The sequence below is a fragment of the Aquimarina sp. AWH4_224 genome, assembly GCF_056160245.1.
The window spans coordinates 18,568-43,692 of sequence record NZ_JBSWWU010000018.1 but is presented as its reverse complement, the minus strand read 5'-3'; the positions used below and the strand labels follow the sequence as shown (position 1 = coordinate 43,692).

At 36.8% G+C, this 25,125-nt stretch carries 16 protein-coding genes; 6 read left to right on the top strand and 10 right to left on the bottom strand.

All coding sequences use genetic code 11. From position 1 onward, the window contains the following. Positions 1-175: 175 nt before the first annotated feature. The 5 genes from ACXAGJ_RS23230 to ACXAGJ_RS23210 form a co-directional block, all read right to left on the bottom strand. On the bottom strand, positions 176-1,051 hold the full coding sequence (locus ACXAGJ_RS23230) for a helix-hairpin-helix domain-containing protein (RefSeq protein ID WP_474843412.1): 876 nt from the start codon (positions 1,049-1,051) through the stop codon (positions 176-178). A gap of 10 nt (positions 1,052-1,061) precedes the next feature. After that, the gene (locus ACXAGJ_RS23225; protein ID WP_474843410.1) at positions 1,062-2,660 is read right to left on the bottom strand and encodes an alanine/glycine:cation symporter family protein; all 1,599 of its coding nucleotides are present in this window, start codon (positions 2,658-2,660) and stop codon (positions 1,062-1,064) included. Between the two features lie 98 nt (positions 2,661-2,758). Beyond that, a complete protein-coding gene (locus tag ACXAGJ_RS23220; RefSeq protein ID WP_474843408.1) occupies positions 2,759-3,775 on the bottom strand; it encodes a potassium channel family protein in 1,017 nt (338 codons plus the stop codon). Next, positions 3,772-3,993: a PspC domain-containing protein gene (locus tag ACXAGJ_RS23215; RefSeq protein ID WP_073322038.1), complete on the bottom strand. Its 222-nt coding sequence runs from the start codon at positions 3,991-3,993 to the stop codon at positions 3,772-3,774. The genes ACXAGJ_RS23220 and ACXAGJ_RS23215 overlap by 4 nt, the downstream gene beginning before the upstream one ends. Before the next feature lie 29 nt (positions 3,994-4,022). Continuing rightward, positions 4,023-5,303 carry a DUF2851 family protein gene (locus ACXAGJ_RS23210; protein ID WP_474843406.1) on the bottom strand — a complete coding sequence of 427 codons (1,281 nt, stop codon included), beginning with the start codon at positions 5,301-5,303 and terminating at the stop codon, positions 4,023-4,025. A 189-nt stretch (positions 5,304-5,492) separates the two neighbouring features. Between ACXAGJ_RS23210 and ACXAGJ_RS23205 the strand changes: the two genes are divergently transcribed. Next, the gene (locus tag ACXAGJ_RS23205; protein ID WP_474843404.1) at positions 5,493-6,347 is read left to right on the top strand and encodes a peroxiredoxin family protein; all 855 of its coding nucleotides are present in this window, start codon (positions 5,493-5,495) and stop codon (positions 6,345-6,347) included. A 327-nt stretch (positions 6,348-6,674) separates the two neighbouring features. Here the strand turns inward: ACXAGJ_RS23205 and ACXAGJ_RS23200 are convergent, their stop codons facing one another. Both ACXAGJ_RS23200 and ACXAGJ_RS23195 read right to left on the bottom strand, forming a co-directional pair. Next, positions 6,675-7,655: a helix-turn-helix domain-containing protein gene (locus ACXAGJ_RS23200; RefSeq protein ID WP_473285842.1), complete on the bottom strand. Its 981-nt coding sequence runs from the start codon at positions 7,653-7,655 to the stop codon at positions 6,675-6,677. Between the two features lie 151 nt (positions 7,656-7,806). Continuing rightward, on the bottom strand, positions 7,807-9,168 hold the full coding sequence (locus ACXAGJ_RS23195) for a pyridoxal-phosphate dependent enzyme (RefSeq protein ID WP_474843402.1): 1,362 nt from the start codon (positions 9,166-9,168) through the stop codon (positions 7,807-7,809). Positions 9,169-9,395: 227 nt separating this feature from the next. On the opposite strand from ACXAGJ_RS23195, the gene ACXAGJ_RS23190 reads away from it, so the two are divergent. Next, positions 9,396-10,964 (top strand): tetratricopeptide repeat protein, encoded by a 1,569-nt coding sequence (locus ACXAGJ_RS23190; RefSeq protein WP_474843400.1) that lies wholly within the window; start codon positions 9,396-9,398, stop codon positions 10,962-10,964. Positions 10,965-10,987: 23 nt separating this feature from the next. On the opposite strand, the gene ACXAGJ_RS23185 is transcribed toward ACXAGJ_RS23190, so the two are convergent. From ACXAGJ_RS23185 to ACXAGJ_RS23175, 3 genes are all read right to left on the bottom strand, one after another. Beyond that, positions 10,988-13,654: a TonB-dependent receptor gene (locus tag ACXAGJ_RS23185; protein ID WP_474843398.1), complete on the bottom strand. Its 2,667-nt coding sequence runs from the start codon at positions 13,652-13,654 to the stop codon at positions 10,988-10,990. A 17-nt stretch (positions 13,655-13,671) separates the two neighbouring features. Beyond that, on the bottom strand, positions 13,672-14,577 hold the full coding sequence (locus ACXAGJ_RS23180; RefSeq protein ID WP_474843396.1) for a FecR family protein: 906 nt from the start codon (positions 14,575-14,577) through the stop codon (positions 13,672-13,674). Positions 14,578-14,664: 87 nt separating this feature from the next. Beyond that, complete coding sequence (locus ACXAGJ_RS23175; RefSeq protein ID WP_474843394.1) at positions 14,665-15,186, bottom strand: RNA polymerase sigma factor; 522 nt, start codon at positions 15,184-15,186, stop codon at positions 14,665-14,667. Positions 15,187-15,606: 420 nt separating this feature from the next. Here ACXAGJ_RS23175 and ACXAGJ_RS23170 point away from each other — a divergent pair, with 420 nt between their 5' ends. The 4 genes from ACXAGJ_RS23170 (at position 15,607) to ACXAGJ_RS23155 (ending at position 24,986) form a co-directional block, all read left to right on the top strand. Further along, positions 15,607-19,293 (top strand): immunoglobulin-like domain-containing protein, encoded by a 3,687-nt coding sequence (locus ACXAGJ_RS23170; protein ID WP_474843392.1) that lies wholly within the window; start codon positions 15,607-15,609, stop codon positions 19,291-19,293. Positions 19,294-19,421: 128 nt separating this feature from the next. Then, a complete protein-coding gene (locus ACXAGJ_RS23165; RefSeq protein WP_474843390.1) occupies positions 19,422-20,123 on the top strand; it encodes a hypothetical protein in 702 nt (233 codons plus the stop codon). Between the two features lie 190 nt (positions 20,124-20,313). Beyond that, entirely contained in the window at positions 20,314-24,522 is a 4,209-nt protein-coding gene (locus ACXAGJ_RS23160; RefSeq protein WP_474843388.1) for a C1q-like domain-containing protein, read from the top strand. Between the two features lie 17 nt (positions 24,523-24,539). Next, on the top strand, positions 24,540-24,986 hold the full coding sequence (locus ACXAGJ_RS23155) for a T9SS type A sorting domain-containing protein (RefSeq protein WP_474843387.1): 447 nt from the start codon (positions 24,540-24,542) through the stop codon (positions 24,984-24,986). The last annotated feature ends 139 nt before the right edge of the window (positions 24,987-25,125 follow it).

Genomic DNA, 25,125 nt, shown 5'->3' with positions numbered 1-25,125 from the left:
ATGTAATTTGTCGAATCACCTGATATTGAAGTATCAATAGCGCTAAGACCAATTTCCTTTACAACCTTTGTTTTATTAACAATTCATCATAAAAATTAAGAAATTCTCAATAAACGATAAATAAAGATCTATAATTTGAGAATTCGTTAAAATTAACTATGATTTTTTCCGATTTTTATTTCACTGTCAAATATAACGCTATTCTGTCTATTTTATCCAAAGAAAAGCCTTCGATTTTTCCCAATTCTTTGAGATCCGAAATAGCTCCATTAGTTTTTACAAAATCTCTAATATCCAGGGCTGTTTCAAAATCAAAATAAGGAACTTCCAAAAGTTCTTTCACCTCTGCGGTATTCACATTGATCTTCTTAATCATCTTTTGAGAAGAAACCTGATACAATTCCTTTATCTTTTTTTGGTGATATGGATACAACCCTTTTATATCTTTCAGCTGACTTATATGAACAAAACCATTGATCCGGCTTCGATACTTTACAATGCGTTTCGCCACAAATTCCGGCACATCAATCACTTCCTGTAGTTCCTGAACACTCACTGTATTCAAATCCCTTTTTGGAAGAAACTTCTTTTTTGTTTTTTTTCGTCGGTTCTTGAATACAGTATTAGCTCTATTCCTTTTCCAATCAGGAAATTTAAATAAAGGAGCGATTTGCTGAAGAATAGCATCATCTACATCTGTTACTTTTTTGAAATCAGCTACAGAATTAATCCACTGTCCTTTGTTGCGATAGGCATAAAGCCTATCTAACTCCACTGCTGAAAGGCCTAAAGTATATCCTTTGTAATCAGAAATGAAATTAGGATTGAAAGGTCGAAGCGTATATGCTTTCTCTTGAAGAGCAACATCCTTTTGTAAGCCGTTTACCTGCTTTTGAAATTGCGCCAATTCTGAAAGCGCTATTGTTTTTGGTTCCTTATAATCAATAAGAAAATAATACCCAATTACAATGATGAATAGGAATATGGATAAAAGAAAAATCCCATTTCGGAAACGTAAATTCATCTCGAAATGGGATTTTATATTTTTCATAAATTGTTATTTACCCTTTAGACGCTTTGATCGCATCAAAATATCTGGTCAATTGCTTCTTCACTATCGGGAACAAGAAGTACAATCCTACCATATTAGGGAACACCATTGCAAAAATCATTGCATCAGAGAAGTCCCAGATAGATTTCATACTTGCAGCGGCACCAATTACCACGAAAGTTAAAAACAATAGTTTATATACCAAGTCGGCTTTCTTACCTCTTCCGAAAAGGAATTTCCAGGATTGTAATCCATAATAAGACCAAGAAATCATTGTCGAAACCGCAAATAGTACTACTGCTATGGTTAAGAACACATTAGAAAATGGGATATACTTGGCGAATGCCTTTTGTGTAATTCCCGCTCCCTCATATGATGCTCCTTCGATCATTACAGCTCCGCTACCATCTCCTCCATAAATGAATGCTCCATCAGAATTAAAAATGATAATTACTAAAGCAGTCATCGTACAAATCACAACTGTATCGATAAATGGCTCTAATAACGCCACTAAACCTTCAGAAGCAGAATATTTTGTCTTTACTGCAGAGTGTGCAATAGAAGCAGAACCTGCACCAGCTTCATTAGAGAAAGCCGCTCTCTTGAAACCAACTAATAAAACACCAATCACTCCTCCTACTCCAACAGCTTTTGGATTAAAAGCTTCAGTAAAGATCAATCCAATTGCATCATCAACAAATGAAAAGTTGCTAAAGATAATATACAAACAAGCTAAGATGTATAATAATGCCATAAAAGGAACTACTTTCTCTGTTACAGAAGCAATTCTTTTTATCCCACCAATGATAATGATACCTACCAAAATCGCTAAAGTAATACCGATCCAGAAACCAGCAGCTGTACTTTCTAATCCTAATAGGTCTTTCAGCACCACAGTAGCTTGATTAGATTGTGCTGCGTTTCCTCCACCAAAAGATCCTCCGATACAGAAGACAGCGAACAATACTGCTGTGATTTTACCTAGCCATGTAAATCCTTTTTCTTTTAATCCTTTGCTTAGGTAGTACATTGGTCCTCCATATACTGTTCCATCTTCACCAACATCTCTATATTGTACCCCAAGTGTACATTCTACAAATTTGGTAGACATCCCTAGAAGCCCACAAATGATCATCCAAAATGTTGCTCCTGGTCCTCCCAGTGCAATAGCCAATGCTACCCCAGCAATATTACCATTTCCTACTGTACCAGACACGGCAGTTGCCAACGCCTGAAAGTGAGAAACCTCTCCTTCTTTGGATTCATCTCTTATGGTATCCTTAATATCACCATCAACTGCAGCACTTGGATCTCCTACCCCATGTCCTTCGACATCATCGTATTTACCTCGTACTACGTTTATCGCTTTTCCGAAATAACGGATATTAGGAAAACCAAAATATAAGGTAAAGAATAAGGCACTTACCACTAGAAGAATCAAAACAAAAGGTGTTCCTCCTATAGTAAAAAAGATAACTGAAGAGAAAAAATCAGAAATTGGTTTAAAACCTTCATCTATCTTTTGATCTAGACCTTTTTCGACTGTTTCTTGTGCAAATGTTATAAATGGAATTGTGAGTGCTAATAATGAAAGAAGATATCTCTTCATGATTGTATGAGTTAATTGAATTTTGTTTTTAGAAGCCCCCAAGATGCTAAAAAAAACAGTTGTTTACAATTTTTTAAAGGTTAAATGTTTTGTAACTGTTAAATATTAAACTCCTTATTTAGTTGATTAATTTGCTCTGGACGTCCTAATACAACAATCCTTGATTTAGGTTTTAGCAAGGTGTCTGCTTCCGGATTTACAATATAATCTCCTTCGGGTGATTTATACCCAATTATGGTACATCCTGTTCTGGATCTCATGTTAATATTACGAATGGTTCTTTCTACATTATCATCAAACATATCTTCAAAAGAAATCTCCTCGATATTGATAGATCGTTTTCCTACAATCGATAAATTATCCAAAAACTCGATCAAATCCGGAACCACTACCAAAGAGGCCATATGATCTCCTCCTATTCTATCGGGCATAATCACATTATCTGCTCCTGCCAAACGTATTTTCTTGTATGATGCATCTTGTGAAGCCCTACTAATAATTTTTAAACCGCTATTGATTTGTCTTGCCGAAAGCACTATAAACAAATTATCTGCATCTTCGGGTAGTGTACAGATCAGACAAGCTGCTCGTTTGATCCCTGCCTCTATCAACACTTCATCTTCGGTGGCATTACCTCTCAAAAAAACTAATTCATCACTTTGATAACGCTCGATAAGCGTACCATCTCTTTCAATAATAATAAATGGTTTATTGTATGCCAAAAGCTTGGCCGCCGCTTGTTTACCATTTCGGCCGTATCCAACAATAATGATATGGTTTTCTAACTGATGTATCATTTTTTGTATTTTTCGATATTGTGCTCTTTTCGGATCATTCTTACCTACAATGTATTCTGTGATTACAGATACGGAATAGGCAAATATGGCAACACTGGTCGAGATCAGAAAGACGGTAAACAACTTTGCATTATCGTCTAAAGGTTCTACCTCTCCAAAACCAACAGTAGACATGGTGATTACTGTCATGTACAATGCATCTATCCATGAATAATCAGAAAAAAAACGAAAGCCAATAACCCCAATAGCCACGACAATAAATAATAATATCACGGCAATATAGATTCTAGGTCTTCCCCAATTCTGAAGTTTTATCATAAATCAAACACAGACGTTCTTTTAGTATACACTAAGTCCTTTATTTTTAACCAAAAAGCCATATTAAGATACAAAACAAAACCCAGACCCGCAGTTGCAAAGGTTAAGTAGATAAAGAACAGACGTACAATCTTTGCACGCATTCCCAAACGATCTGCCAGCCTTGAAGAAACATAAAATCCATTACGCTCTAAGAAGTGTCTTAAATTGTATAGCATACCGCAAAATAAATATATTATCTTAATTTTTAATCTTGATTCAATAAATAATTCCCGATAGCACATTTTAAACACGCTTTACGATCACAATAGTTTTGCCTGAGTTGCAATATGGATTGCGATTGTAGTGCATTTTGAAAAACCAAACCACTTTCCTCAAATTTTGTAATAATGGTATTTTTTTCGGCTTGGATGTTTGTAATTAGTGCCATTACAGCTTCGTCGGCATTTTTCCCTAAACTTCTGAAATAACAAAAACGAATAGGAATAACAGTATTGATCAAAATCAAATCTATCATTTGACGAGTAATGGGTTTATCACGTACCACCGATTCTTTTGAAAAGGTGTAATGATTCCTCCAGAAATTGCAGATCTCTATCGAGAACAATTGATAGAAATCTGTTAGCGTATTCGTATTTACAACAAGATCAAAAAGTGCATGGTATTTTGCATACAAACCTGCTAATTGTGCAATACGAATTGTAGGAAAATTTGGCGGTCGCAATCTAAAAAATTGAAATGGAAGTACATTTTTAGTATCCAAATTGAATTTATGCTTCAAAAATGCATATTCTTTTTGCAAACTATTGGCATAAGAAACATCAGATTCATTTTCCAAAAGTCCTGCCTGTCCAAACAACAATGCTTCTAAAACCGTTTGATCCTGACAACATTTCCGAAATACAGAAAATTCAAAAGACTGTGCGAGACTCAAAAAAGCATCTCCATTTACCTTTAATCCAAAGTTTTTTGCCAGTAGCATAAAAAACACAGCTTCCCAATCGTTGGCATAACTAGAAAGTAAATTCATAATCAGTTTCGATTTTTGTTCTAATCGTTCTACAAATAATCGATCTTGAAAATTAGAAAGCAGAAAATCGGGAACTTGATTTAATCCCGACTTGCAGGGCAGTTGATGATTGGACGAATGCACAAAAAGTTGATGATACCGATCCAACAATTGCTCATCCACATAATCTCTTAATTGTAATGTAGGCACTCTGGTATTGTCTTTCCTAAAAACTTCTATATCATCGTCCCAAACCACATGCAGAATTACATTATCATATGCACTATCTTGTTCGTGGTGGTGGGCATACCAATCGCTAGATTTGATATGTAACTCTACATTTCCAGCCCATTTCTGACCTTCTATGCTAATCAGCGCATTAAAGAAATCTGGTCCAGAATGCGCTACATTATGCACACCTAATCGATATAACCTAATTTCTTCTTTTGAAGTGGTTTTTAAATTTGAGCAATTAAACTTTTTGAATTTCCATAAATAATGGAGAAAATCTTCCTTCATCCTTTTTTGTAGTTATCATTAGCGTTATTATTTACTCCTGAAAAACTCAGGAATATTCGCTATTTACCTTTTCAGGTAGGATGAAGAAAATAGAAATAGCGTTCTATGTATTTCAAAAGTACTAAATTTTGGAGTATCCTTGTAAGCATCATTAGAAACCACTGACCAAATACCAAACTAACTCCTCTTATGAAGAATGTATTAAAGTCGATTTTCATCTCTCTATTTCCGGCAATAGCACTATATTTTGTGATTGACAGTGTTATACATCTTATCAATCATGATATATCCTATCGTTATTTGGGCAGATTACTTCTAGCTCTTGCTATTGTTTCGTTCTTTGCTCTTCTTTTTATAAGGCCTGTAGCACGAACTGATGCTAATCTAAAGGTGTATACGGTATTTATAGCTATTGGTTTTTTGGTGAGCATGATCTTTGGAGGAATTATCCAAAATGATATCAATGGGTCTTTACCTAGTGTAGGTTTATTTTTAGGATGGGTATTATATATTAAATGGTATTCTGTTTTTGAAGATAGAAAATCTAACAAAAGTATAGTTGTTGGTAAAACGTTACCAGAACTTACCTTTGAGAATCCAGAAAAACAAGAAGTACAAAGCTCTCAATTTTTGGGTAATCCTTCGATTTATCTTTTCTACAGAGGAAATTGGTGCCCCTTATGTATGGCTCAAATCAAAGAAATCGCAAATCAATACAAAGAATTAGAAAAACGAAACGTGAATGTGGTGATGATTAGCCCTCAACCTCATTCGCATACAAAATCTCTTGCCAAAAAATTTGATCTCAATTTTCACTTTCTGGTAGACAAAGACAATACTGTTGCTAAACAATTGGATATTTTAGGAAAGAATGGACTCCCGATGGGCTTTCAAACTTTGGGATATGATAGTGATACGGTATTACCCACAGTTATTATTACCGATAAAAATGGCAAAATACTTTTTGCTGATCTTACTAATAACTACAGAGTACGTCCAGAACCTGAGACTTTTTTAAGGATTTTGGATCAACATGCTATCTGATTATTAGCAACTTTCGGGTCAATCTCTTCAAATTCGCACTCATTTTTACGGTAAAAAAGTCTTTATACTAACTAAAAACTGCATAAAAATGGGGTTAAACTCTTAAAATCTAGTTAATTTACTATAGAAATGTACTATTGGTAAGAATTTATGTATTAATGGAAAACCTTACAAAAATTACATTTCTTTACTTTGTTAATAACAAAAGGGAAAAACACTTTCAAAAAACGACATAAAAATTTCAAACCCTAAGCTAAGTTGAGTTTGTGTTAGGTTATAGATGGTTGCTACTCGTTAGTGACCATCTTTATTTTTTAGCAAAATGTACTAAATAGAAATGTCGGGATAAATGTCGAATTTATTAAAAAATGCCTTTCGAAATTTTGAAGAATTAGAATAGTTCAGTGCATCCATAACTTCCTTTACAGATAAACCATCCGCAAAAATCATATTATAAGAACTCTCGAGTTTTTTATTGTTAAAAAATTCAAGAGGAGTTTGGTTATGAATCTCTTTGAACATATTAAAGAAGTTAGTTCGACTCATATGGGCCATTTTGGCCAACTGATCCACTCCGATAAAAGGTTCGTGCAAATGCCCCCTGAGGTAATCACTTACTTTATAAATACTTCCCACCTGAGCACTATTGATATTAAAGGGGTTACTTTCTGTTTCCCATTTTTGAACATCTTTCCAAAAGGTTTCCAATAATCGAATTCCTCGAGAAACAAAATAAAGGTAATTCTCTACTTTTTTAAGATCGGGTGATACGATTTGATCAAAAAGATGAGACTGTTTATACGAAAGATAAAATTTATGGATATGTTGATGAGAGTACCGAATATAGCTATCTACTTTCTCTGCCATATCACTACTCTTCATAAAATACGGTTTGGTATACGAACTCTTTAATACAATCATTGTTGATTTTACCTCGGCTCCTTTGGTAATAAATACCTGTTCTCCCTGTTGTGCATCCATACAACGCATATTACCTGGAGTATAACTATCAGAATATTTACTGATGATTTCTTGAGACTCTATCTTATGATCCAGGGCATATTTTCTAAAATGCAAAATAATATCCTTTTCATCTATTGGCCTTCGAACGTAATGAATATCTGTATTGGCCTTGTAGTTATTGACTAGCAAGAATACTTCTGGAGAAATCTTATAGTACGAGAGGTATCCTTCTCCTATCTCTGGAGGGAAATAGATATGATCAGAAGTGCTATCAGGATTTAACTGCGACCTGAAATAATTCCTTAGTTGATCAATATCTGAGAAATCAAAAATATATTTATACATACCCCTACAATTTATGCTAGTCTTTACCCTTATAGATTACAACGGTCCCTTAACGTTGCGTAATTTTTATCAAAAATAAATACTACAAACAACCCCTTTATCAGCAGATAACGCTGATAGAGGGGTTAAATTATATTTTAAATATAATGATTTATTTTATATGACTAATAACGTCATATTTGGTAATAATATGATGTTTCCCATTTTCGAGTGCAACTAGAACGGCAGGATTTCCATTTTTGATGAGCTTAGATATCTCATCAAGAGAAGCTTTTGCATTTACGATAGGAAATGGTTCTTTCATCACCTCTTTTATAGGAGTGCTATCCATATTTTTGTCTTCCATAAAAGCTTTAAACAAAGCGCTTTCATCTACAGAACCCACAAACCCATCGGCATCCACAACTGGTATTTGCGAAATTTGAAATTTACGCATACGCTCTATCGCATGAGAAACCAGTTCTTCGGTTTTTACGGTTACCAAAGGTTTGTCTGAATGATTTTTGATCAAATCGGTGGCCATAGAAATTTCTTCCTCCAAAAATCCTCTTTCTCGCATCCAATCGTCATTGAACATTTTACCCACATATCGACTTCCGTGATCGTGGTACAATACTACTACCACATCATCTTTGGTAAAGTGTTCTTTGAGCTGCAAAAGTCCTTTGATCGCCGCGCCTGCACTATTTCCTAAAAACATACCTTCTTCTTTTGCCAATTTTTGAGTGTATATGGCAGCGTCCTTATCAGTAACTTTTGTAAATCCATCAATTACCGAAAAATCTACGTTTTCAGGAAGAATGTCTTCACCAATACCTTCGGTAATATATGAATAGATTTCATTCTCATCAAAGATCCCTGTCTCATGATATTTCTTGAATACAGATCCATAGGTATCTACTCCCCATATCTTTATATCAGGATTTTGTTCTTTAAGGTATTTTCCAACCCCGGATATTGTTCCTCCGGTACCTACTCCAACAATAAAATGAGTAACTTTTCCTTCCGTCTGTTTCCAGATTTCAGGACCAGTAGATTCGTAATGTGCTTGTGCATTAGATGGATTGTCATATTGATTCACATACCATGAATTCGGTGTCTCTTCAGCCAAACGTTTGGATACAGAATAATACGATCTGGGATCATCTGGTTCTACATTTGTAGGACATACCATTACTTTGGCTCCAACAGCTCTCAGGATATCCATTTTTTCCTTAGACTGTTTATCTGCCATAACGCATATTAGCTTATATCCCTTTACGATGGCTGCAAGGGCTAATCCCATTCCGGTATTACCCGATGTACCTTCGATAATAGTACCGCCTGGTTGTAATCTGCCATCAGCTTCTGCATCTTCAATCATTTTTAAAGCCATACGATCTTTTACCGAATTTCCAGGGTTAAAAGTTTCATATTTGGCTAATACCAAGGCATCGACATCCTCAACCAATGCATTCATCTTTACCAAAGGAGTATTCCCAATGGTTCCTAATATATTTTCTGCGTATTCCACACTACTAATTTTAGATTCCCAAATAAAGGGTATTTTACTTGCAAAGATACAATCTAGAATATCGATTTCAATATTGATTCGTAATTTTTATTCTCAGGAGATTTCGTAATTATGCTTATATCAAATACATTTGTTAATACGTAAACCAACTACCCTATTACATGATTGCAAAAAAGGTTTTCTTACTCGTCATATGCATGAGCTTTTGTTTTGAAGTTCACTGTCAAATGGAGAAAGACACCCTATTCATCAATCTACAAAAAGAAGTACAACTTGCTTCGAATGATTCGTCAAAAATAAAAGCGCTGATCAATCTCGGAGATTATCATATCACCCGTGATTTCAGAAAAGCAGAACCCTACTTACTTGAAGCTCTTAAGTACATTCAAAAAGGTCCAAAAAATTCACAAAACCGACAACAGGCAGCGCTCTACGAAGCACTTGGTATAGTCAATAAAAGAAAAGGCGATTATCCTGAAGCCATATCTTTTTACTTAAAATCACAAAAGCTTTACGAAACCATCAAAGATTCCTCAAACATCGCCGATATACATCACAATATTGCAATGGTTTTTAGAGATCAAAAAGAATACAAAAAATCCATTCGTTATTTTAAAAAAGCGATAGCAATCAAAAAAAAGCTAGGTGAAGCATCTGGTGTTGCTATCGGATACAATATGATGGGAGTTGCTTACCGACAAGCAAAACAAATGGACTCTGCTTTGTTTTATTACCAAAAAGCTAAAAACACATTCATTGAACTAAATGATAAAGAAAATATCTATAATGTAAATTCTAATCTAGCAGCCTGGTATCATTCCCAAAAAGAATATCGTAAGGCCATAGAAATTTATACCGACAATCTTGTTTTTGATCAACAAAACAACAAATTACTATCGCTACAACGGGTACATTATAACATTGCTGGGAGTTATATGCAGCTTAAAGAGTATACAACAGCTTTGGAGTATATCGAAAAAGCCCTTGCTATTGCCAAAGAACAAAATGCGAAAAACAGGATTTCCCGAGCTTATTTGAGACGTAGTTTCTTGAATAAACAACTTGGGAATTATGAAAAAGCACTTAATGATTATCGACTACACAAAAAATATTCTGATTCTATTTTTAACGTAGAAAATGCCAAAAAGATTCAAGCGCTAGAATTAACCCATCAATTTAATCAGGAAAAACTAGCGGACAGTCTTCAATTTGTAAAACAAAAAAGAGAACTAGAACTCATCACCGAAGCAGAAAGTTCTAAAAAGAGGCTGTATCTCTCCCTATTGATAACTGCTATACTTGCTGGTGTAATCATTGCTTATCTTATTAGAAAAATATACAAAAACAGGGCGCTACTTGCCCTCCGAGAACTTGAAAAAAACAAACAAGAGTTGGCAGATTTTACTCAACAACTTATTAAAAAGAGCAATGAACAGGAAGCGCTAAGCAAAGAATTAGAGGAATTGAAATCCGAATTTGGAGAAAAAGAATCCTTGAAAAATCTTCAGGAACTCACTGCTTCCAAAATATTAACTAAGGAAGATTGGTATACCTTCAGAGAAAAATTCACCAATGTACATCCCGGTTTTTTTACCAAAATTAAACATGGAGGGTTTGAGTTTACGCAATCCGAAGAACGTTTGATTGCCATGGAAAAATTAGGATTGGATACCAAACAAATTGCAAATATGCTGGCCATCTCCGAAGATAGCGTGATGATGAATCGATATCGGTTACGTAAAAAAATTAATGCTCCAAAAGGAGCACCAATTCTTGATTATCTTGAACACAATTAATTCTTTATTTCTTCTTTTTTTCTTTACAAAAACACCCTGAATACAGCGTTTGGTGTAAACCCAAGCGAAAATCGTTGGATTACTTGTTCCAGAATGACTTCTAATTCTTCTGGTGACGATCCATCTGTTCCTGGTATTGCAATCCCACCATCATCCAAAGGCTTACGTTCTGCTTTATAAATAAGGTTTAAAGGTTTTACCCGGTCATAAATATTTAAAAACGACAATCCCAGTTGAGATCTTATATTTTTACGACCTGCTTTGATATTAAAATCATATAATATTGAAGCATCCAATCTATGAAAATCAGGTAATCGATCACTATTCACAGAACCAAAATTAACGACTCCTGCATTTTCTCCATCGGCATCGATTTGGATCACATAACTATCTACAGGCGTAATCGGTTTCCCTGATCTGAATTGCCAGCCTAACGAAAACTGCCACTTTTCTAATTGCAAGGTGTTCGAAATCCTAAATGAATGGGTAATATCATTATTACCGGGAAATTTAAAAGGAGTATCCGCCAAATTTGGGAACTGAAATGTAATATCATTAAATGTATATCCCGCCCATACTTTGTAATTCTTCCAGCGGTACTTTAATAAAATATCGACACCTGCAATGGTACTTTCTCCTTCTTCTAAATTCTCAAGAGGGTTACTGAAACCATTGGTAAATGTAGTCAAGCCTTCTAATTCTTTGTAATAGGCATCAACATCGATATTCAGGTTTTTGTAATGATATAATATCCCTCCAGAAATTTGATTACTACTCAGCAAAGGAAACAGTTCATCGTCGGACAAACGATACAATTCATTTTCCAGACGTAATTCGGTATGATTAAATTCTACCAATTGAGAGATCGGTTGATTGCGTCGTTCTACGGCTGTTTTAATTCGTAATCGATCAGTTAAGGAATATTCAAAATTAACTCTAGGTTCTACCAGAAATTCATCTAGCGAGCTATAATGTACCAAACGAACTCCTGCATTGATCAGGCCTTTATTCTTGAAATTAAAGGTATACTCTCCAAACAGTGCGTTTTGCAAGTTCTCGTCGTCCTGAACCGATCTTTCCAACTCGTCATCTATTGGGTTTTCTTTACTTATAACCACATCCAAATCGGTATACGAGAGTTCATACCCCAAAGTAAGTTGTTGGGTTTCTTTGATCGCAGCGGTAGAAGTAAATTTTAGTCCCAAATCAACAATATCGTTTTTCCGGATATTGATTTCTGCAAGATCCAAAATACCATCTCCGGTTTCGTCTTTTATTTCATCATTTTGGTAAAACGAATTGTATTCTGAAAAATAGGCAGAAAGCTTTTGTTGATACTTTTCGCTAGGTCGATAGTCCCAATTCACACTTACGCCTTTATTTTGTGTGATTAACGAATCCACTACTACTTCATCTCCTCCTAAGAAATCAAAATCTAACCGATTTCTTGTATAAAGACCACTGACAGAAATGTTGTTTTTAGCATTCGGTTTCAACACCACTTTGGCATTCATATCGTTGAAAAAAAAGTCGCTATTACTCGATTCTCTGCTAAAATCATCATCAGTCTCTAACTCCAAAACATTGCCATTAATATCTCTAGCTACACCAAAATTTGTAAATATTTTATCCGCATAACTAATATAGGTTGGCGTTTCTACAACATCTGCATAAGACCTTCTTGCAAAAGCATATACCGCTACTTTTTTTGACAAAGGGGCTTTTATATACCCATTTATAGACAATCCGTCGATTTCAAGGCCTCCTTCTACTTTTTCCGGAATTTCATCGCCACTAGAAATGTCGATAATACCAGAAATACGATCGCCATAGGTGGCACTTGTTCCCGATCTGAAAATCTTTGCTCTTTGGGTTGCAAAGGGATTGAATAAAGAGAACATCCCATAAAAATACCCCGTATTGTAGAGTTTGATATCATCATACAATATCAGGTTTTGATCTGGTGATCCTCCTCGAATCTGAATACCTGTAGCAGACTCGTCCAAGGTTGAAATCCCAGGTATCAATTGAATACTTTGTGATATATCCGGGCTTACCAATCCTGGAAGAATCCCTAATTTTTCGGAATCAATACTTATCGAACCATCTTTATTTCTATCAATACCCGAAGTCACATACCCCAAAACTACCACCTCATCGAGTGTAGATGATAAAGGAACTAGTGCTATGGTTTGACATGGATCTCCAACGGTAATAGTCACTTCTTGATCCTCGTATCCTATAAAACGAAATTGTACATTCTCGGATCCGAGACTGGTATCTTCAACAGCAAAGTATCCATTGTCATCCGTCGTTGTATTTATATCTTCATTGATGATCACGGTGACAAAAGGTATACTCTTTTTGGTGACTTCATCGATCAGATATCCGCAAATCATCTTACGTTGTGCAATGATAATCTGTTTGGTAGATACTTTTTCAAAGATCAATCCTGTTTGTGTGGCTAAAGCCACCAACAAATCATCAATACTTATTTCTTGCTCCTGGAGGGTAATTGTTTTTGAACTAATCACTTCTTGCGAGTATGAAAACAAGATATCGGTCTGGCTTTCGATATCCGCTATTACCTCTTTAAGTGTTGTGTTTGCATATGCCGTGTTTATCTTTGACTGCGAATACGATAGTACCGACACAAAAAGTGCAATTATAAAAATGGGGTGTTGGTTCATAGATATATTAAGTAGGTTTATTCTAAATATACAATGGTATTATCTTCAGATACTGTATAAGAAACTCCCATTGGCGTAAGTGTTGATCGCAATGCCTTTTCAAGGTCATCGTGCACAAAACTTCCTGTAAACAAATTAGATACATTGGCATTTCCTGTTTGGAATTGAACTCCATATTGGATTTCAATTTCTTTCAACACTTCTTGTAATGGTCTTTCTTTAAAAACAGAAATACCGTTCATCCAATTTGGACTATTTTCTTTGGTTTTTTCGTCTATTACTACATTCTCCGAAAGTGTAATTTTATCATTTGCTTTCAGAATATGATATTCTTCAGAGCCCTTTTTATCGAATCTTACTGCTCCTTCGAAGCAATTCACTTCAAAAATAGTAGACCTTGTTTTGATATTAAATTTGGTTCCTAGCACTGATACTTCTCCTCTTGCCGTTGCTACCACAAAATCTCCTCCTTTTTCAACTTCAAAATAGGCTTCTCCCTCTAAGCTTATATCCCGATTAGAATTCCAAAAGAAACGTTTGTGCTCTAAAGTAGAATTTGCATTGAGTTGTACTTTTGATCCGTCCGGCAATGTAACCGCTAGTTGTTCTCCAAAAGAAGTTGTATAGCTTTTGGTTGAAGTGAATAATCCCACAACCCCCAGAAGAATCGCAATAGATGCAGCTACTGCATACCAGGTCATAGAAATCACCTTACCCTTTTTCTTAAAGGCAATACGTTCTTTGGTCTTATCTAAAGCCTTTTGAGCATCTGCAGGAGGTGCTTTAAATTTTTGTGATTCTTTATTAATATGATTAAATACCGAATAGGCATCCGTTTTTTTGAACTCAGACAACTCTTCTTCACTTAACTCTCCTGCTACCCATCGAGCTATAAATGTTTCATCAGATTCGTATTTTTCCATAATAATGGGTATTTTAATTAAGTTGTTTCTTTACTTCATCATCTCTTACAACTTTAATACAGCTAAACAAAGAATTACCCTATTTTTTTAGATTTTTAGGTCCTCACCTAACATTTTTCTTAGGTTAATAAAGGCATTACTCATTCTTCTTTCTACTGCTTTTACAGTGATCCCAATTATTTCAGCAATTTCTTTATACGTTTTTTTGTCAATTCTGCTTAGTAAAAATACTTCACGCTCTTTTGCAGATAATTTTGCAATAGCCTGTTCTAATTTATCTTTAAACTCTTCTGTTTCCAAAATAAAATCTGGGCTTTCGTGATCTCTATCATCTCTTGGCATAGCTTCGTACCGTAATTTCACCTTTTTATGCGCAAACTCGTTTAGTAAGGCGTTATTGCATATCTTAAAAATAAGGGATTTTGCCGTATTGAAAATAATGTCGGCACATTGTTTCCATAATTTCACAAAGGCATCTTGAACGATGTCTTCTGCTTGTTGCACATCCCCACATTTATAATACAAATAGTTCCTTGCCGATTCATAATGGGCATGAAACAATGTATCAAAATTCTTTTCTTCACAAACGGATAGGTCTTTGTCGGGCATGGGAAACAAAAATTATGCGATACTCAAAGCTATTAAAAAAAGTAGTACTATGATAACCTTTTATTCTTAGATCTACATAATACTCATTTTAAAGATTGCAAAAGAAATAACAAAACTGCGTTTTTCCAAGCCTACATAATTTTGTAGGGGTATTTGTAGGGGTTATTATCATATCTACACTAAAACTCATAATGCCCTCAAACACCTTGAAACAAACCATTTTTCGGCAATCGTCAACTTGATTCCTATACTTTTCAAAAGCACTCATAAATCTCAAGACACGCTACTTATAAATAGAACATCTCTCCGTCAATTTTATCTCAAGAAAAAATAAAAATAGGGTATTCCAAAAGTTGCCTGTATTAGATACGAAACCATTAGTGTTTCGCTATTAAAACAACTATTAACAAACCCCTTATTATGAAAAAAAATCTACTATTGTTATTAGCTTTTTTTCTGTTTGCTTTTAACACACACGCACAATGCGGGCCTGGACAGGACACCACACCTCCAGTTTTTGGAGATGCTGGAGACGGTACCATGGCAAATCCATTTCGAAATTTATCGCAAACTACCGTAGGTAGTGTTCCTAGCGGAACGTATTATTTTAATTTCAATGGCAACACATTTCAAGGTGTTTTGGATAACGACACCGATGGTGGTGGTTGGTTAATGATCCTCAACTATGTTCATGTTGCAGGAGACAATTCTGCACTAACGGTAAGAAATACTGATTTACCATTGTTAGGTTCGTCTACACTTGGAGATAATGAGGCGGGAACCGCCAATTGGGGACATATGGGAAATGCTCTTGCAGCTGCCATCGATTTTGAAGAAGTCCGGTTTTACGGTGCAACTACAGGGCATAGTCGTGTCATCGATTTTAAAACCAATTATGATAATGTATTGAACTACCTAAAGACAGGTACAGGTTCATTTTCAGGAATAAATAACCCTTCTAATTTTACAGTTTTAGCAAATCATACGGCTAATATCCCAGCCCAGGCGGTTAATGTATTTACAAACCAAGGGGATTTGGCTTTGACCAATTTTCCTTTTTGGAGATCAGGAAGCTACCATTGGGGGCTAGGAGTAGCAAATCGTTGGGAAGTAGATGATTTTGCTATAAATACGAGTAGCACTATTCATAGAGTATGGGTTCGTGGAGATCTTTCGCCAGCAGCTACAACTACACTTACACTTAATTTGAACGCCACAGGAAATCTAACTGTAGCACCAAGTGACTTTGGATTAACGGCTACAGATTACTGTGCTACAACACCAAGTCTTAGTTTAAGTCAAACCGATTTTGATTGTACAAATATTGGAACCAATATCATACAATTAACAGCAACCGACGATCAAAATAACAGTACTTCTATCAATGTTACGATTAACATCGTAGACTCTGCACCAGTGATTACTACAGACAACTTTATAGATATTGATCTGGACGCTACAGGTAATGTTTCTATCACATTAGCCGACCTTAACGCAAGTGCAGCCGATGATTGTGGTTTACAAAGCTTTACCATAGACCAAACGGACTTTGATTGCAGTAATGTTGGTCCATCAAATGTGGTAACGCTAACCGCTACTGATAACAATGGTACGGTAAGCACCAGTCAGGTAACTGTTTTTGTTAATGACCCTATAGATCCTGTAGTGCAGTGCGTTGCTCCTTTTACTTTAGAACTAGATAATACTGGGAATGCTCGTATTACTGAAGACGATATTGTATTGAGTGCTACGGATAATTGTGACATCAGAAGCATTAGTCTAAGCAGAAGTTCATTTACTTGTGCTGATATCGGAGATAATACAGTAACTGTAACGGTAAGAGATGACGATGGAAATAGAGTAACTTGTACAACAACCGTTACCATTACCATACCTTCTTGTCCTTCAGACTTTACTTTAGAAAGCGACCCTACCTCATGTGGAGCCATATACAATTATCCTTGTGCTAGTAATATCACGGCTGGGCCTCCTAGCGGATCATTATTAGCTGCAGGAAGTACCACAACATTTACTTATGATACGCTAGACAATACAGGAAGCACAGTATCTTGTAGTTACAATGTCACGGTGGTAGATACTAGAGCGCCATTATTGAATACCAAGGAACATTTGGTAACATTAAATGCCAATGAAACAGCTACTATTTTACCTGCAGATATTATTGGTGTAGACCCGGTTGCCAGAGATTATACTGTAGAGACTTCTGGCACGTTTGATCGTGTGGATATTAGTGCCACAGGAACCTTAGTAACTCTTGAAGATGATGAAGTATCATTGGCACTACCTATCGGATTTGAATTTGGTTTTTATGGTAATTTATACACCGAATTTTATATTTCATCTAATGGATTTATTACTTTTTCTGATAATCAAGATGATGGTTGTTGCAGTGGACAAACCTTACCCGACACCAATGAACCGAATAATCTGATTGCCTACGATTGGACCGATATTAATCCTGAAGAAGGTGGTACTATAAGATACACTACTATTGGAACAGCTCCAAATCGTATTGCCATTATTGACTTTGATGCAGTTCATTATTATGACACGACCCCTGATGCTACAACTACGCAAATCAAGTTATTTGAAGGGTCTAATCGAATTGAAATTCATGGAACCAGCACTTTTGATGCCGGTAACGATAAAACTCAAGGAATAGAGAATATTGATGGAACAGAAGCAATTGTAGTTCCAGGAAGAAATGAATCAGTTTGGACAACTACCAACGATTATGTTGCTTTTGTACCTGCCAACGATATTTTTGACAATTGTAGTATTGATACTGTTGAAGTGTCCCCAAGTACCTTAGATTGTAGTAACAAAGGAGATAACGTAGTTACACTTACAGTTACAGATGCAAATGGTAATACTACAAGTAAAACAGCCAATGTAAGAGTTGAGACTGTAGATACAACTGCTCCTGTAATCACATTAATTAGTGTTGATCCTCAAGTTATTGAGCTAGGAGATGGATATACAGAATTAGGAGCAACTACGGATGATGGATCGACTGTTGTAATCAACACAGATAATTTTGTGGATGCTGTAGGAACTTATACTATTCGATATAATGCAACCGATGACTCTTGTAATGATGCTGAAGTGACCCGAACTATCGAGGTTGTTGACACTACAGCTCCTGTAATTACACTGTTAGGAGAAAATCCTCAAATGATTGGGCCTGGGGAGGCATATGTTGAATTAGGTGCTACCACCAATGACGGTACCGAAGTGACTATTGATCTTTCGCAATTTATCAATGCCGAAGGAACATATACGATTACTTATAACTCGGTTGACCCTTCTGGTAATGTAGCTACTCCTGTTACACGTACGGTAATAGTAGCTGGTTGTGCTATCGATACGCTACCAGAAAATAACTTTCAGGTTGCAGCCTCAAGCGAGACTTGTCCAGGTAAAAACAACGGAATTATTGCTGTGACTACCATTATATCTGGGGATTACATCGCAACTATCGATGGACAACAATATCCATTTACCTCAACTTTGGAAGTAGCAGATCTAGCTCCTGGAAACTACCCAGTATGTTTCATCGTTAACGGAGAACCCAATTGTGAAGTGTGTTTCCAACTCGCTATAGAAGAAGGTATAGTGATGTCTGGAGAAACCTCTGTTACTAATGCAAATAGTTTTAATAAACAAGTACAAGTGAATATTGCGAAAGGAACACCTCCATTTACTGTAATGATCAATAATGAGATTATAGGGGAATATCCAACTCACAACTTTGTCATCAATGCAAAAAGCGGAGACGCTATTGAAGTATCTTCAAGCTTGGAATGCGAAGGAAAATTAACCTCAAAAATCGACGGTAGTTTGTTTGAAAACGTTACGCTTTCTCCAAACCCGACTCGTGATCAAGTAACCATTACATGGCCTGAAATTGGTAAAAACAGCATTTCTGTAAGTGTAAGAAATGCATTAGGAATGACTGTTTCTTCTCAACAGTATAGCGTAGTAGGAGGTCAAGTTGTACTCCCTATGCAAGAATTACCAACTGGAATTTATTTTATCCAGATTGATAATGAAGTTCCCAAAACCTTTAAAGTGATTAAAAATTAGAGTATGAGAGTTGTCATCACCAGGAGCAATTGAATTGGTCTACCCTTGCAATTCTCCTGGTCTGATGGTGCTAAAATACTATCAATCATTTCAAAAAATTAACGATAACAAGATTAAAAATAGATACCATGAAAAAAATATATATCACTATACTTAGTATTCTATCATTATGGGCTTGCAACCCAGAAGAAGATGAAGAGGTAGTACGTGTTGCCTACCCTATCAACATCGATGTAATACCATCGCTTCCTAATTTGATATTCCCTGGTAATAATTTAATATGTACCAACTTCAATCTGGAGTTTCAATGGGAAACATCCGAAGCGTTTAACAGGAATACAGTGACTTATTTTATTGATATTGCTCAAGATGAAACTTTTGAGAACATACTTTTTGCTGCCAATACAAGTCAAACCAGCATTGTTTTCAATCTTGAAAAAGGAACCACCTATTTCTGGAGGGTAAAAGCGATTGATAATAAAGGATATGAAAGTAGATATACGCCTACGCAAACGTTCTTTACAGAGCCCGAAGCAGGCGTAAATGCCATCCCAAACTCTCCGGTAGCCGTAGCACCGGTGCCTGGATCAACAGTTTCGGGATCGCAAACCACATTAGATTGGAATGCAACAGACAATGATGGGGATCCATTAGTGTTTGATGTTTATTTTGGCGAATCCAACCCTCCGCAATTAGTTGCAGAAAATCTGGAGGTTAGCACCTTGGATGTTCAAATTGAAGCTGGTAAAACCTATCATTGGAGGGTAATTGCCAAAGATAATCAACAAGGAGTAGCCATTGGCCGTGTTTGGAATTTCAGAGCAGAATAAGGGGGAAATCATGATGACCTAAATTCTAAACAACGGCATATAAAAACCACTCATTTATGGGTGGTTTTTTATTTATATCCACTCATAAAAACCATGTATCCAGAAAAAATTAAAAATAAAAATAGGGTATCCCAAAACATAGCTGTACTACTATAAACCAAAATAAAGTAAATGCTATAACCCTACGTATATGGATGCAAATTACAATTCGACCCAAAACACATTCGCAAAAAAATATGTACAATGGTTAACCACCGTTATACTATTACTTATTGCGCAACAAGGATTTTCTCAATCTTTTAACTACCAGGCAGTAATTAGAGATGCTTCGGGGAATCCAATGATCAATCAAACCATTGGTATCCAAATTACCATTTTGCAAGGAGATGCTAATGGAAATAATATTTATCAGGAAGCACATCGAGTGACTTCAAACGCTCAAGGAGTAATTGCTCTTGCCATTGGCCAAGGAGCAACTGCAGATAATTTTGGAGCAATCGCATGGAGGTCTCAAGATTACTGGTTACAAGTAGCGGTAGATACAACAGGTGGAGATGCCTATGCCATTATTGGCTCCTCTCCTATTTTATCAGTGCCTTATGCCAATTATGCCGCAAATGGACCGGATTCAGATCCTAATAATGAGATCGAACTCCCCAACGGTGGCACCAACGGACAAATTTTAGCCACAGACGGAAATGGGAATTACCGTTGGATTGACCCTAATAATACCACAGATGCAGATGCAGATCCTACCAACGAAATTGAATTACCAACCGGTGGAGCCAATGGACAGGTATTAGTAACCGACGGAAGCGGAAACTATAGTTGGGTGAATGATAATGTAAATGACGCAGATGCAGATCCTACTAACGAAATTGAACTACCAACTGGAGGAACCAACGGACAGGTATTAGTAACCGATGGCAGCGGAAACTACAGCTGGGTAAACGATAATACAAATGATGCTGATGCCGATCCTACCAATGAAATCGAATTACCAACCGGAGGAACCAACGGACAAGTATTAGTAACCGATGGAAGCGGAAACTATAGTTGGGTGAACGATAATGTAAATGACGCAGATGCAGATCCTACCAACGAAATTGAATTACCAACAGGTGGAACCAATGGACAAGTATTAGTAACCGATGGAAGCGGAAACTACAGCTGGGTAAATGATAATGTAAACGATGGAGATACTGATGCTACCAACGAAATTGAATTACCAACTGGAGGAGCTAACGGACAGGTATTGGTAACCGACGGAAGTGGAAACTACAGCTGGGTAAACGATAATGTAAACGACGGAGATACAGATGCTACTAATGAAATTGAATTACCTACTGGGGGAACCAACGGACAGGTACTAAGTACTGACGGATCTGGCAATTACAGCTGGATAACGGATTCACAAGGTGCATTTAGCACAGCTGCTAACATAACCAGCAATACTAATGGTACTATTGCCATAAATGATTTTGTATTTGGTAGTTCGCAATTAGATAATGTTGCAGGTAGTATGGATGATAATTCACGATTTTTCTTCGATAAAAGCAAAGGTGCTTTTAGAGCCGGATTTGCTTTTGAAGATCCAGCTGATGGTACCTCAGGAAACGAATGGAATGAAGCTAACATCGGATTTGGTTCTGTCGCTATGGGATTATCTCCAATAGCCACTACAGAAGGATCTGTTTCGCTTGGACGATATAATGAAGTAACTGGTGAAACAGGATACGCTATGGGTAATGGTAATACAGTTACAGGAGGGTATGCAGGAGCATTCGGAGCCAGTAATCAAGTAGCCGGTACTTTTGCATTAACGCTTGGAAGAAATAATGAAGCCAATAGTTATGGACAAACTACCATTGGATATTATAATAACCCTGTAAACGGAAACCTTAACGCTGCTGTTGCAACCGATAGACTTTTTGTAATTGGTAATGGTACATTTTCGAATAAAAGCAATGCTTTGGTCATGCTTAAAAACGGAAATACTACATTGAATGGTCAATTAACCATCGACGGAGACAACCAAGGAGCAGGTTCATCGTACACTTTGCCTGCGCAAGATGGTACCGCTAACCAAGTGATGACAACAGATGGAAGCGGACAAGCTTCATGGATAAACTTACCAACTGCACCAACTTTAGCATTTTCTACAACCAATAATGTAACAAGCAATGCTAACGGTACAATCGCAACCGATGATTTTGTATTTGGAAGCTCGCAATTAAATGATATAGGAGGTACAGCGGATGATATCAGAATGTATTTTGATAAGAGTAAAGGTTCATTCAGAGCCGGTAGTGCTATAGCATCCGATGGATTTGCCGGAGATTGGGATGAGGGTAATTCAGGTGATTTTTCTGTAGCTATGGGTCGAGGAAATCTTGTACAGGGCACAGCTGCAACAGCCTTTGGTACTTATAACAACTCTGGAGGAGAAAACGCTTTCTCTGCAGGATTCAACAATTTGTCCTCTCGTTTTGCTTCCATTTCATTAGGAGCAAACAACAGTACTTCGGGTAATTATGCGGTAGGTATTGGTCGTGGGACTCAATCTACCAGTTATGGACAACATACCATTGGATTATTTAGTGAATTCGTAAACGGAAACGATGCTGCTTATGTTGCTACAGATCCTTTATTCATTATCGGGAACGGAATTGATGATAGCAATAGAACCAATGCGCTGGTTATGCGCAAAAACGGGAACACCCAACTTAACGGACAATTGACTATTGATGGAGATAACAATGGAGCGGGTGCAGCCTATACCCTACCCGCTCAAGATGGTACGGCCAATCAGATCATGAGTACAGATGGGGCAGGAAATGTGTCATGGATCACGAATACTGCCTCAAGTTCTAGTACAGGGTTAGAACAAATAACAGAAGGGAGTAATAGAGGATGGAGACTTGTAGGAAGAGATCCAGCCCATTATGGAGATATAGGAGATAATGCTGTTGATTTAAGTATTTCAGAATTTGCGAGTACCAATAGTGGTGCCACAGGCACATATGCGGTAGCCCTTGGACAACGAGTAATAGCTTCTGGAAACAATTCTATTGCTATAGGAGATGCCGTCGAAGCTTCTAATACGTATGCAACTGCTATAGGTTATGGTAATATCGCCTCTGGATATCGATCATTTGCGGCGGGAGAAAGCAACACAGCCTCTGCTACAAGTTCTACAGCAATCGGATACGGTTCAACTGCATCCGGCCGAGCTTCTGTGGCCTTAGGAAGAGGGACTACTGCTTTGGGGGTAAATGCAACATCTACTGGTTTTTTTACCAATGCAGAATCACAAAATTCTTTTGCATTAGGTCGCTATAACATTGGAGGAGGAACAAGTAATTCCTGGGTAGCTACAGACCCATTGTTTGAGATAGGGAACGGTACTTCTGCGACAGACAAATCAAATGCTTTAACGATATTAAAAAATGGTAATGCTACCTTAAATGGATCATTAACCATAGATGGAGATAATGCAGGAGCTGGCGCAGCTTATACATTACCTGCACAAGATGGAACGGCTAACCAGGTGATGACTACTGATGGATCTGGAAATGTTGCATGGTCTACCGTTTCTAGCGGAAGCACGCTACCCGCTGGAGGAACTAATGGACAAATTTTACGAACTGATGGAAGTGGGAACTACAGTTGGGTAAATGACAACGTAAATGATCTGGATGCCGATCCTACCAACGAAATTGAATTACCTGCCGGAGGAACTAACGGACAAATTTTACGTACCGATGGAAGTGGAAACTATAGTTGGGTAAACGATAATGTAAATGATTTGGATGCAGATCCTACCAACGAAATTGAACTTCCTGCAGGAGGAAATAACGGTGATATCTTAACTACAGATGGTAGTGGTAATCATAGTTGGAGTAATGATGTTAATGCGAACTCGGTAACGACTTCTGCTTTAACCGTAACCAATTTACCAAGCTTCTCTGCTGATTTGGATGGAACGCTAGTACTAAGTGGTGCTGGAAGCTTTGTTCAGGTTCCTACCTGGAGAACTAGTGATGCCACAGTAACCAATTTACATGATAATGGAAACCATTTTGACGAGTCAACAGGAACATTCACTGCTCCTGTAAATGGATTGTACTTCTTCTCGGCCCAGGTTCGTTTTGATGGAGTAACTTCAGGGCACTTTAGATTATTGATTGGGGTTCAAAACAAAGTGAGTTTAGAAAACGGTATGCATGCTATCGCTGAAGGAGATGCGGGTACTGATTTTCATACCCTTGCCGTAAGTGGTGTGATGAAATTGAATGCTGGAGAAAAGGTAAATGTAATCGCCAATTCTAGTGCTGATACCGACTGGAGTATACAATCTGAAAGTGGTTTTAGCGGATATTTAATTAGTAGATTTTAATGTGTAATCCCATGCTTATGAAAACGTACATATTTATCGTAGCCATATTCCTGGGAGTACAGCTACAAGCACAAAGCATAGAACGACAAGTGATTGGTGCTGCAGGAACTACTCTAGTGGGTAATGGAATCTTGTTGGACTACACACTGGGTGAAATAGCAATAAATACGATCCACACCGAGGATGTTATACTCACACAAGGGTTTCATCAGTTACCCTATGCTGTAATAACCATAGATCCAGACCCTCCCGCGGTTTTTTCCTTATATCCTAATCCTACATCTGGACTGGTGATCATCGAAGGAGAGGGTATCCAACAAACAGAACTCTACTCTATATCTGGACAAAAGGTATTTCAAACACAGGAAAATCGATTTGATATATCTCATTTATCCTCTGGAGTGTATTTAGTTAAGATTACCACAATTACAGAGGTCATAACCAAAAGAGTTGTAAAAGATTAAAATTTTCAAAAGCACCCCAGCATTAGAAGTAATTCTAAGGGGTGTTTTTTTCTTCATAAAATCTACTAATTACTACTTTCAGAAATACCCAATAAAAGGATAAAACAAAAAAAATTAAAAAAAGTTACCTACAAAAATA

Bases quoted from the DNA above. Each gene is read 5' to 3' on its own strand.
- ACXAGJ_RS23215 (WP_073322038.1), bottom strand. From the start codon at position 3,993: ATGCTATACAATTTAAGACACTTCTTAGAGCGTAATGGATTTTATGTT.
- ACXAGJ_RS23190 (WP_474843400.1), top strand. From the start codon at position 9,396: ATGGAGAAAGACACCCTATTCATCAATCTACAAAAAGAAGTACAACTT.
- ACXAGJ_RS23175 (WP_474843394.1), bottom strand. From the start codon at position 15,186: ATGCCCGACAAAGACCTATCCGTTTGTGAAGAAAAGAATTTTGATACA.
- ACXAGJ_RS23185 (WP_474843398.1), bottom strand. From the start codon at position 13,654: ATGAACCAACACCCCATTTTTATAATTGCACTTTTTGTGTCGGTACTA.
- ACXAGJ_RS23155 (WP_474843387.1), top strand. From the start codon at position 24,540: ATGAAAACGTACATATTTATCGTAGCCATATTCCTGGGAGTACAGCTA.
- ACXAGJ_RS23205 (WP_474843404.1), top strand. From the start codon at position 5,493: ATGAAGAATGTATTAAAGTCGATTTTCATCTCTCTATTTCCGGCAATA.
- ACXAGJ_RS23200 (WP_473285842.1), bottom strand. From the start codon at position 7,655: ATGTATAAATATATTTTTGATTTCTCAGATATTGATCAACTAAGGAAT.
- ACXAGJ_RS23210 (WP_474843406.1), bottom strand. From the start codon at position 5,303: ATGAAGGAAGATTTTCTCCATTATTTATGGAAATTCAAAAAGTTTAAT.
- ACXAGJ_RS23165 (WP_474843390.1), top strand. From the start codon at position 19,422: ATGAAAAAAATATATATCACTATACTTAGTATTCTATCATTATGGGCT.
- ACXAGJ_RS23230 (WP_474843412.1), bottom strand. From the start codon at position 1,051: ATGAAAAATATAAAATCCCATTTCGAGATGAATTTACGTTTCCGAAAT.
- ACXAGJ_RS23220 (WP_474843408.1), bottom strand. From the start codon at position 3,775: ATGATAAAACTTCAGAATTGGGGAAGACCTAGAATCTATATTGCCGTG.
- ACXAGJ_RS23160 (WP_474843388.1), top strand. From the start codon at position 20,314: ATGGATGCAAATTACAATTCGACCCAAAACACATTCGCAAAAAAATAT.
- ACXAGJ_RS23180 (WP_474843396.1), bottom strand. From the start codon at position 14,577: ATGGAAAAATACGAATCTGATGAAACATTTATAGCTCGATGGGTAGCA.
- ACXAGJ_RS23225 (WP_474843410.1), bottom strand. From the start codon at position 2,660: ATGAAGAGATATCTTCTTTCATTATTAGCACTCACAATTCCATTTATA.
- ACXAGJ_RS23170 (WP_474843392.1), top strand. From the start codon at position 15,607: ATGAAAAAAAATCTACTATTGTTATTAGCTTTTTTTCTGTTTGCTTTT.